The sequence below is a fragment of the Streptomyces sp. CT34 genome (assembly GCF_000805335.1).
GTDB lineage: Bacteria > Actinomycetota > Actinomycetes > Streptomycetales > Streptomycetaceae > Streptomyces.
Genome location: NZ_KN708638.1, coordinates 5711955 through 5722089, shown reverse-complemented (window position 1 = coordinate 5722089; position 10135 = coordinate 5711955). Strand labels below are relative to the sequence as shown.

Sequence of the window (10135 nt, the reverse complement as noted above, 5' to 3'; positions counted from 1 at the left end):
TTCCGGCCAATTAGTTGGACTGCACCTGACAATCGCCCGGCGGCGGTGGCACTCTTCCCGGCAACCACCGCACGGATCCCCCACATCTCCATCCCGAGCGGTCGCCTCGTTCGCACCACCTGTTCCCCCCACACGCTCCACGCGTTCTGCCTCGCTCTGCCCGGACGGCGTCTCCGCCGCCCGGTCCCCCTCAGCCGCCGCCCTCCCCGAGGCCGGTGGCCCCGCAGAAGGAGTCAGTGTGAGACCCACCCCCCATGCCTCGACCCCCCGCAGACGCACCACCGCCGCCGGCGCGCTCGTCGCGGCCACCGCACTGCTGGCCGTCGGCGTACAGGCCGGCGCCGGAGCGGCGGCCCAGCCCCGCGCCGCGGCACGTCCCGGCACCGTGCACGCCACGCCGTTCGCCGGCGCGCTGCCGGCCAGGCTCTCCCCGTCCCAGCGTGCGGAGCTGATACGGAAGGCCACCGCCACCACCGCGGCCACCGCCCGGCAACTCCGGCTCGGCGCCCAGGAGAAGCTGGTCGTCAAGGACATCGAGAAGGACGCCGACGGCACCCTGCACACCCGCTACGAGCGCACCTACCAGGGCTTACCGGTCCTCGGCGGCGACCTCGTGGTGCACCGGGCCGGGAGCGGGGCGCTCAAGGGCGTCACCAGGGCCGTCCGCGCGCGGCTCACGCTCGCGGGCACCACCGCCAGGATCACACCGGCCGCCGCCGCGGCGAAGGCCGTCAAGGCGGCGCAGGCCCGCGGCTCGCGGAAGACGGCGGCGGCGAAGGCGCCGCGCAAGGTGGTCTGGGCCGCCGACGGCACCCCGCGGCTGGCGTACGAGACGGTGGTCGGCGGCCTCCAGGACGACGGCACCCCCAACCAGCTGCACGTCGTCACCGACGCCACCACCGGCGCCAGGATCTACGCGTACCAGGGCATCGAGAACGGCATCGGCAACAGCGAGTACAGCGGCCAGGTCACCCTCGGGACCTCGGGCTCGGCGCCGAACTTCACGATGACCGACACCGCCCGCGGCAACCACAAGACCTACGACCTCAACCACGACTCGTCCGGGACCGGTTCGCTCTTCACCAACTCCACCGACACCTGGGGCGACGGCACCCCGCAGAACGCCGAGACCGCCGGCGTCGACGCCGCCTACGGCGCCCAGGAGACCTGGGACTACTACAAGAACGTGCACGGCCGCACCGGCATCCGGGGCGACGGCGTCGGCGCCTACTCCCGCGTCCACTACGGCGACGGCTACGTCAACGCCTTCTGGGACGACGGCTGCTTCTGCATGACCTACGGTGACGGCCAGGGCAACCAGAAGCCGCTGACCGAACTGGACGTGGCCGGCCACGAGATGACGCACGGCGTCACCGCGGCCACCGCGGCACTGGAGTACAGCGGCGAGTCCGGCGGTCTCAACGAGGGCACCTCGGACATCTTCGGCGTCTCCGTCGCGTTCCACGCCAACAACCCGAGCGACCCGGGCAGTTACCTCATCGGCAAGAAGATCGACATCAACGGCGACGGCACCCCGCTGCGCTACATGGACAAGCCGTCCAAGGACGGCTCCTCGGCCGACTACTGGTCGAGCGACGTCGGCAACCTCGACGTCCACTTCTCCTCCGGCGTCGCCAACCACTTCTTCTACCTGCTGTCCGAGGGCAGCGGCCCGAAGGACATCAACGGCGTCCACTACGACAGCCCGACCTACGACAACCAGCCGGTCCCGGGCATCGGCCGGGCCAACGCGGAACAGGTGTGGTTCAAGGCGCTCACCCAGTACATGAACGCCAACACCGACTACGCCGGCGCCCGCACCGCCACCCTCCAGGCCGCGGCCGACCTCTTCGGCCAGGGCAGCGCCACGTACAACACGGTCGCCGACACCTGGGCCGCGGTCAACGTCGGCTCCCGCGTCTCGGGATCAACGGCTGGAAGCTGACGTTCTGACGGTGCGTGTCCACCCGACCGCCACCCGTATGTGACATAGGCGGTACAGCACTTCGCACAGTCCGACAACTCACCTGGCATACGGACAAGTTGGGCGCCGTTCCCGGTTCTCCGGGGGCGGCGCCCGGCTCCGTCGCACGAACGGCGCGCACCTCTGCACGCACGAGTTTCGGACAACCTCTTTGCCACCTCCTGACATACACGCATTCGAATGGCAGTCTTCCCGACTGCATGTCACACCCGCATCGCTTTGCACCCCCACCGTTTGGCAAAGTTGAAGGAGCACGCGTGACCCCCCGCATATCCCGTAAGACCCGGGTGACCGGTACCGCCTTCGCGGCGGCGGCCCTGATAGCCGCCGGCATCACCGCCGGTACCGCCGGAGCCTCCCCCGCCCCCACCGCCGCCGCCCAGGGCGGCTCCCCGCTCAAGCTGAGCTCCTCGCACCGCGCGGAACTGCTCCGCGACGCCGGTGCCGCCCGCGCACAGACCGCGAAGGCGCTCGGGCTCGGCCCCCAGGAGCAGCTGGTCGTCAAGGACGTCGTCAAGGACGCCGACGGCACCACGCACACCCGCTACGACCGCACCTACGCCGGACTGCCGGTCCTCGGCGGCGACTTGGTGGTGCACACCGCCAAGGGCGGCGCGATCAAGAGCACCACCAAGGCGACCCGGGCCGGCATCAAGGTGGCCTCCACCACGGCGAAGATCGCCCCGAAGACGGCCGCGCTGGCCGCCGAGTCGACCGCCACCAGGACCATCGGCGCCAAGAAGGCCGACGCGCAGACGCCGCGCAAGGTGATCTGGGCCGCCAACGGCACCCCGGTGCTGGCGTACGAGACCGTGGTCGGCGGCGTCCAGAAGGACGGCACCCCCAACCAGCTGCACGTCATCACCGACGCCAACACCGGCAAGAAGCTCTTCCAGTACCAGGGCATCGAGAACGGCGTCGGCAACAGCGAGTACGCCGGCAAGGTCGACGTCGCCAGCAAGAAGGGCGGCAACGGCTACGAGCTGACCGACGACACCCGCGGCGGCCACCAGACGTTCGACCTCGGCGGCAGCGAGAGCGGCAACGGCAAGCTCTTCACCAACTCCACCGACACGTGGGGCAACGGCAAGCCGGACAACCCGCAGACCGCCGCCGTCGACGCCGCCTACGGCGCCCAGCAGACCTGGGACTACTACAAGGACGTGCACGGCCGCAGCGGCATCAAGGGCGACGGCAAGGGCGCGACCTCCCGGGTCCACTACGGCCAGAACTACGTCAACGCCTTCTGGGACGACGGCTGCTTCTGCATGACGTACGGCGACGGCCAGGGCAACAAGAAGCCGCTGACCGCACTGGACGTGGCCGGCCACGAGATGTCGCACGGCGTCACCGCGGCCACCGCGAAACTGGAGTACAGCGGCGAGTCCGGCGGCCTGAACGAGGCCACCTCGGACATCTTCGGCGCCTCCGTCGCGTTCCACGCCAAGAACCCCACCGAGCCGGGCAGCTACTTCATCGGCAAGAAGATCGACATCAACGGCGACGGCAAGCCGCTGCGCTACATGGACAAGCCCAGCAAGGACGGCCAGTCCCTGGACAACTGGAGCCCGGACGCCGGCAACGTGGACGTCCACTACTCCTCGGGCATCGCCAACCACTTCTTCTACCTGCTGTCCGAGGGCAGCGGTCCGAAGGACGCCAACGGCGACCACTACGACAGCCCGACCGCCGACGGCTCCAAGGTCACCGGCATCGGCCGGGACAAGGCCGAGAAGATCTGGTTCAAGGCGCTGACCGCCTACATGACCTCGACCACCGACTACAAGGCCGCCCGCGAGGCGACCGTCAAGGCCGCCACCGACCTCTACGGCGCGAACGGCGCCGAGGTCAAGGGCGTCGAGTCGGCCTGGGCCGGCGTCAACGTCAAGTGAGCGGGACGCCGACATAGCGTCAAGTATGGCTAGATAACGGCTGGTTGGGTGGACACCCGATCGCGCACCGAGCGCACCGGGGCGTAAGCACCCCAGGAGCGGGGCGGTGTCCGGAAGTATTCCGGACACCGCCCCGCTCGCATGCGCCCCACCGCTACCGCCCGGTCCGCCGATATGGCCGATTCCACCCCCTCAGGCGCTCTTGTACGGACCCCTCCGTGGCGAGAGGCTGCGGTGGTGCGCCGACGGGCCCCGGCGCGGCAACGGACTTCCGCACACCGCAACTCCGCTGTGATCACACCGAGTTGAGGAGGCGAACGCCGACCGTGGCAGCACCGAGCCACCGCCGCCCACCAGGGCGCCGGGCCCTGCCCGCCGGATCGCGGGGCGTGAGCGGTTACGTATCAGTAGTTCACGTTCCGGCTGATTTCCCGGCCACCGCGCCCGGGAAGGCTCACCGCGTACGCCGTTCCTCGCACACGATCCGCAGGGCCCGATCCGGTCCGCCGTGCCATCCGCCAGCAGAGTGAAAGCGGACAGGAGCGCCCATGCCCGCACCCCGTCCTCCTACCGTGGAGCGGATACAAAGGACAAAACCCAGCAAAGCATCACAATCCCAGGTGAGCCCATGATCGGTCGCATCCCTGTCCTGGACATCCGCCCGCAGATCGATTGCGGCCGTCGCCCCGCGAAGGCGGTGGTGGCCGAGACCTTCGAGGTCTCGGCCACCGTCTTCCGCGAAGGGCCCGACGCCGTCGCCGCGAACGTGGTGCTGCGCAACCCCGCGGGCCGCTGCGGCCCGTGGACCCCGATGCGGGAGCGGGCACCGGGCACCGACCGGTGGACGGCGGAGGTCACGCCGGAGATCGAGGGTCGCTGGACGTTCACCGTGGAGGCGTGGTCCGACCCTGTCGCCACCTGGCGCAAGCACGCCGCGATCAAGGTCCGGGCCGGTATCGACACCGAGCTGGTGCTCGCCGAGGGCGCCGAGCTGCACGAACGGGCCGCCGCCGAGGTCCCCAAGAGCGACGGCCGGGAGTGCGTCCTGGCCGCCGTCGACGCGCTGCGCGACACCGGCCTGCCGGCCGCCACCCGGCTCGCCACCGCGCTCGCCCCGGAGGTCGTCGAGGCCCTGGACCGCCATCCGCTGCGCGAACTGCTCACCGTCTCGCGCCCGATGCCGCTCGTCGTCGAGCGCCGCAGAGCCCTCTACGGCTCGTGGTACGAGCTCTTCCCGCGCTCCGAGGGCGCCGTCACCGGCCCGGACGGCAGCGGCGTCAGCGGCACCCTGCGCACCGCCGCCGAGCGGCTGCCGGCGGTCGCCGCGATGGGTTTCGACGTGGTCTACCTCCCACCGGTCCACCCCATCGGCACGTCCTTCCGCAAGGGCCCCAACAACGCGCTGTCCGCGGGCCCGGACGACGTCGGCTCCCCCTGGGCCATCGGCTCGCCGGCCGGCGGCCACGACGCGCTCCACCCCGACCTGGGCACCTTCGAGGACTTCGACCACTTCGTGCGGACCGCCCGCGACCTGCGGATGGAGGTGGCGCTGGACTTCGCCCTCCAGTGCTCCCCCGACCACCCCTGGGTCACCCTGCACCCCCAGTGGTTCCACCACCGCTCCGACGGCTCCATCGCGTACGCGGAGAACCCGCCGAAGAAGTACCAGGACATCTACCCGATCGCCTTCGACCGCGACTTCCGCGGGCTGGTCCGCGAGACCGAGCGGCTGCTGCGCTTCTGGATGGCCAAGGGCGTCCGGATCTTCCGGGTGGACAATCCGCACACCAAGCCGGTGGCGTTCTGGGAGAAGGTCATCAGCGACATCAACCGCACCGACCCGGACGTGCTGTTCCTGGCCGAGGCGTTCACCCGCCCCGCCATGCTGCACACCCTCGCCCAGATCGGCTTCCACCAGTCGTACACCTACTTCACCTGGCGCAACACCAAGCAGGAGCTGACCGAGTACCTCACCGAGCTGGCCGGCGAGAGCGCGAGCTACCTGCGGCCCAACTTCTTCGTGAACACCCCCGACATCCTGCACGCCTACCTCCAGGAGGGCGGCCGGGCCGCCTTCGAGGCGCGCGCAGTACTGGCCGCCACCCTCTCCCCCACCTGGGGCGTGTACGCGGGGTACGAGCTGTGCGAGGCGACCCCGCTGCGGCCCGGCAGCGAGGAGTACCTCGACTCGGAGAAGTACCAACTCAGGCCCCGCGACTGGGAAACCGCGGCCCGCGAGGGGCGTACCATCGCCCCGCTCATCACCGCCCTCAACCGGGTCCGCCGCCGTCATCCCGCACTCCAGCAGCTGCGCAACCTGCACTTCCACCACGTCGACGACGACGCCGTCATCGCCTACTCGAAACGCGAGGGGCACGGCGACCGAGCCGACACGGTGCTCACGGTGGTCAACCTCGACCCGCACCACACCCACGAGGCGACGGTGTCGTTGGACATGCCGGAACTCGGCCTCGGCCGGCACGAGTCCTTCCCGGTGCGCGACGAGCTCACCGGCGACACCTACCACTGGGGCAGGGACAACTATGTGCGCCTGGAGCCGGGCAGCTCGCTCGCGCCCGCTCATGTGCTGTCACTGCGACCGTCCTCACCGATCGGAGGGTCACCCAATTGATCGTCAATGAGCCCGTTCCCGACACGTTCGAAGACACCCCGGAGAAGGACCGGGACCCCGGATGGTTCAAACGGGCCGTCTTCTACGAGGTCCTGGTGCGCTCGTTCCAGGACAGCAACGGCGACGGCATCGGGGACCTCAAAGGCATCACGGCCAAGCTGGACTACCTGCAATGGCTGGGGGTGGACTGTCTCTGGCTGCCGCCGTTCTTCAAGTCCCCACTGCGGGACGGCGGTTACGACGTCGCCGACTACACCGCGGTACTCCCCGATTTCGGCGATCTGGCCGATTTCGTGGAATTCGTGGACGCCGCGCACCACCGCGGGATGCGGGTCATCATCGACATGGTGATGAACCACACCAGCGATCAGCACCCGTGGTTCCAGGAATCCCGCACCGATCCGGAAGGGCCGTACGGCGACTACTACGTCTGGGCCGACGACGACAAGCAGTACGCCGACGCCCGGATCATCTTCGTCGACACCGAGGCCTCCAACTGGACCTTCGACCCGGTCCGCAAGCAGTACTACTGGCACCGGTTCTTCTCCCACCAGCCGGACCTCAACTACGAGAACCCGGCGGTCCAGGAGGAGATGATCTCCGCCCTGCGGTTCTGGCTCGACCTGGGGATCGACGGCTTCCGGCTGGACGCGGTGCCGTACCTCTACGCCGAGGAGGGCACCAACTGCGAGAACCTGCCCGCCTCGCACGCCTTCCTCAAGCGGGTCCGCGCGGAGATCGACGCGCACTACCCGGACACCGTGCTGCTGGCCGAGGCCAACCAGTGGCCGGAGGACGTGGTCGACTACTTCGGCGACTACGCGGTCGGCGGCGACGAATGCCATATGGCCTTTCACTTCCCGGTCATGCCGCGCATCTTCATGGCGGTGCGCCGGGAATCCCGCTACCCGGTCTCGGAAATCCTCGCCAAGACCCCGGCGATTCCCTCCGGCTGCCAGTGGGGCATCTTCCTGCGCAACCACGACGAGCTGACCCTCGAAATGGTCACGGACGAAGAGCGCGACTACATGTACGCGGAGTACGCGAAGGACCCGCGGATGCGCGCCAACATCGGCATCCGCCGCCGGCTCGCCCCGCTGCTGGACAACGACCGCAACCAGATCGAGCTCTTCACCGCGCTGCTGCTCTCGCTGCCCGGCTCGCCGATCCTCTACTACGGCGACGAGATCGGGATGGGCGACAACATCTGGCTCGGCGACCGCGACGCGGTGCGGACGCCGATGCAGTGGACGCCGGACCGCAACGCCGGGTTCTCCTCGTCCGACCCGGGCCGGCTGTTCCTGCCGACCATCATGGATCCCGTCTACGGCTACCAGGTCACCAACGTCGAGGCCGCGATGAGCTCGCCGTCCTCGCTGCTGCACTGGACCCGCCGGATGATCGAGATCCGCAAGCAGAACCCGGCGTTCGGGCTCGGCAGCTACACCGAACTGCCCTCCTCGAACCCCGCGGTGCTGGCGTTCCTGCGGGAGGCGCCGGGCGGCGACGGCGCGGACGACGACCTGGTGCTGTGCGTGCACAACTTCTCGCGTTTCCCGCAGCCGACGGAACTGGACCTCCAGTCCTTCAACGGCCGCCATCCGGTGGAACTCATCGGCGGCGTGCGCTTCCCCGCCATCGGCCAGCTGCCGTACCTGCTGACCCTGGCGGGCCACGGCTTCTACTGGTTCCGGCTGCGGAAGAACCCCGCGTAGCACCCGCCCCACCGGGCACCGGCCCCCGGCACCTGCGCCCGTACGCGGCCGGCGCGTACGGGCGTTTTCTGACCTTTGGCTCGGGCAACCTCCCTACTACCGCACGGGGGCCGGGAGGGCCATGGACGGTTCCCCCGGCTCGGTCGGTTCCCCCTGTTCGCCAGAGCCCGGGGGAGCACCGCCGCACAGCGAAGCGAACGCCGAGCAACGCCGAAAACGCGCGCGCGTACGGACGATCTCGCCCGACACGTCCCATACCGCCGCTCAGTGAAGGCCGCATTCCGGGACACTTTGCCCTGTCTGTCGTGTGCCCGGGGAAAGGACGCGACGCCATGTCGGACACCGCCTCGACCCGTGCCACCCGAAACACCCCTGACCGCCCGCTCGTCACCGCCCCCGACCTGCTGTCCTCGCTGGCACCGCTGCTCGCCGAATGGGTGCCCCGGCAGCGCTGGTTCGCCGGCAAGGGACGGCTGATCACCGGCTTCACCCTGGTCTCGGCGACCGAACTGCTGCCGTCGAACGGCGCCGGCGGCGGCACACCGGGCCTGGTGCAGCTGCTGATCCGCGCCCAGCAGAGCGCCCCGCCGGGCCGCCCGCCGGCCGGCGGGGACTGCTACCAGCTGTTGCTGGGCACCCACCCCGCGCCGCCGCCGCAGCTGGCGCCCGCGGTGATCGGCCGCCCGGCCGGCGGCCCGCTGCGCGGCCGTACCGTCTACGACGCGCTGGTCGACAATCGGCTGTGCGGGCTGCTGCTGGAGCGGCTGCGGGCCCCCGGCCGGATCGGGGCGCTGCGCTTCTGCCGGGAGCCGGACACCGACATCCCCTCCGGGCTGCCCGCCCGGCCGATCGCCGTCGAGCAGTCCAACTCCTCGGTCGTCTACGGAGATACGTTCATCCTGAAGGTCTTCCGGCGGATCGAGCCCGGGATCAACCCGGACCTGGAGCTGCCGCGCGCACTGGCCGGCGCCAGGTGCGCCCGGGTCCCGGCCCCCGCCGCCTGGTTCGAGGCGGCGACCCCCGAGGAGAACGGCGAGGCGACCACTCTGGGCGTCCTCCAGCCGTTCCTGCGCGGTTCGGCGGACGGCTGGCAGCTGGCGCTCAACGCGCTCGCGGTGCGCGCCGACTTCACCGGGTCGGCGCGGGCCCTCGGCCATGCCACCGCCGAGGTGCACACCGCGCTCGCCCAGACCCTGCCCACCACCGAACTGCGCCGTCCACAGCTGGATGTGATCGCGGCTCAGATGCATGAGCGGCTGGAGGCCACCGCGCGCGCCGTACCGGTTCTCCAGCCCTACCGCGGGCGGCTGCGCGCCGCCTTCGACGCGCTCGCCGCGGTCGGCCGCGACGGCCGCAGCTGGGCCGCCCAGCGCATCCACGGCGACCTCCATCTGGGCCAGACGCTGCGCACGGTCCAGGGAGGCCACTGGGCGCTGATCGACTTCGAGGGCGAACCGGCCCGGCCGCTTGCCGAGCGGCGCCGCCCGCAGCCGGCCGTCCGCGATGTGGCCGCGATGCTCCGCTCGTTCGACTACGCGGCGCGCAGCGGACCGGCCGGCGGCGACCCCTGGGCGCTGGACGGGGCCCGCCGCACCCGCGCCGCCTACTGCCTGGGCTATGCCGAGGCCGGCGGCCTGGACCCGCGCTCCGCCCCGGAACTGATGCGCGCCTACGAGACGGACAAGGCCGTCTACGAGGTGCTGTACGAGGCGCGGCACCGGCCCGACTGGCTGTCCGTGCCGATGGCGGCGATCCGCAGGCTGGCGGCCTGCGGGGAGCCGGGGGCGGCCGGCTGACCCGCGCCGATGCGACGGGCCCGCCGCCCGCGCCCGCCCCACCCCGCCAGGCACCGACCGACCCCGCCCTTAGGAGGCCCCCTCGTGACCGCCCGCCCGTCGCCCACCACCACCCC

4 protein-coding genes and 1 pseudogene are annotated in these 10135 nt (G+C 70.7%); all 5 read left to right on the top strand.

Translation table 11 applies throughout. The features are described 5' to 3' along the window. Positions 1 to 238 precede the first annotated feature (238 nt). A pseudogene (locus tag RZ84_RS25070) lies at positions 239 to 1921 on the top strand (M4 family metallopeptidase); the annotation flags it as partial. A gap of 320 nt (positions 1922 to 2241) precedes the next feature. Then, on the top strand, positions 2242 to 3876 hold the full coding sequence (locus RZ84_RS25065; RefSeq protein ID WP_043266188.1) for a M4 family metallopeptidase: 1635 nt from the start codon (positions 2242 to 2244) through the stop codon (positions 3874 to 3876). A 628-nt stretch (positions 3877 to 4504) separates the two neighbouring features. Continuing rightward, positions 4505 to 6508, top strand: a complete 2004-nt coding sequence (locus tag RZ84_RS25060) for an alpha-1,4-glucan--maltose-1-phosphate maltosyltransferase (RefSeq protein ID WP_043266187.1) — start codon at positions 4505 to 4507, stop codon at positions 6506 to 6508. After that, the gene (gene treS, locus RZ84_RS25055; protein ID WP_043266186.1) at positions 6505 to 8223 is read left to right on the top strand and encodes a maltose alpha-D-glucosyltransferase; all 1719 of its coding nucleotides are present in this window, start codon (positions 6505 to 6507) and stop codon (positions 8221 to 8223) included. The genes RZ84_RS25060 and treS overlap by 4 nt, the downstream gene beginning before the upstream one ends. Before the next feature lie 332 nt (positions 8224 to 8555). Continuing rightward, positions 8556 to 10019, top strand: coding sequence for a maltokinase N-terminal cap-like domain-containing protein (locus RZ84_RS25050; protein ID WP_043266185.1), 1464 nt, complete (start codon positions 8556 to 8558; stop codon positions 10017 to 10019). Positions 10020 to 10135 lie beyond the last annotated feature (116 nt).

Excerpts from the sequence above, each read along its gene's own strand:
- RZ84_RS25060 (WP_043266187.1), top strand. The coding sequence starts at position 4,505 with ATGATCGGTCGCATCCCTGTCCTGGACATCCGCCCGCAGATCGATTGC.
- RZ84_RS25050 (WP_043266185.1), top strand. The coding sequence starts at position 8,556 with ATGTCGGACACCGCCTCGACCCGTGCCACCCGAAACACCCCTGACCGC.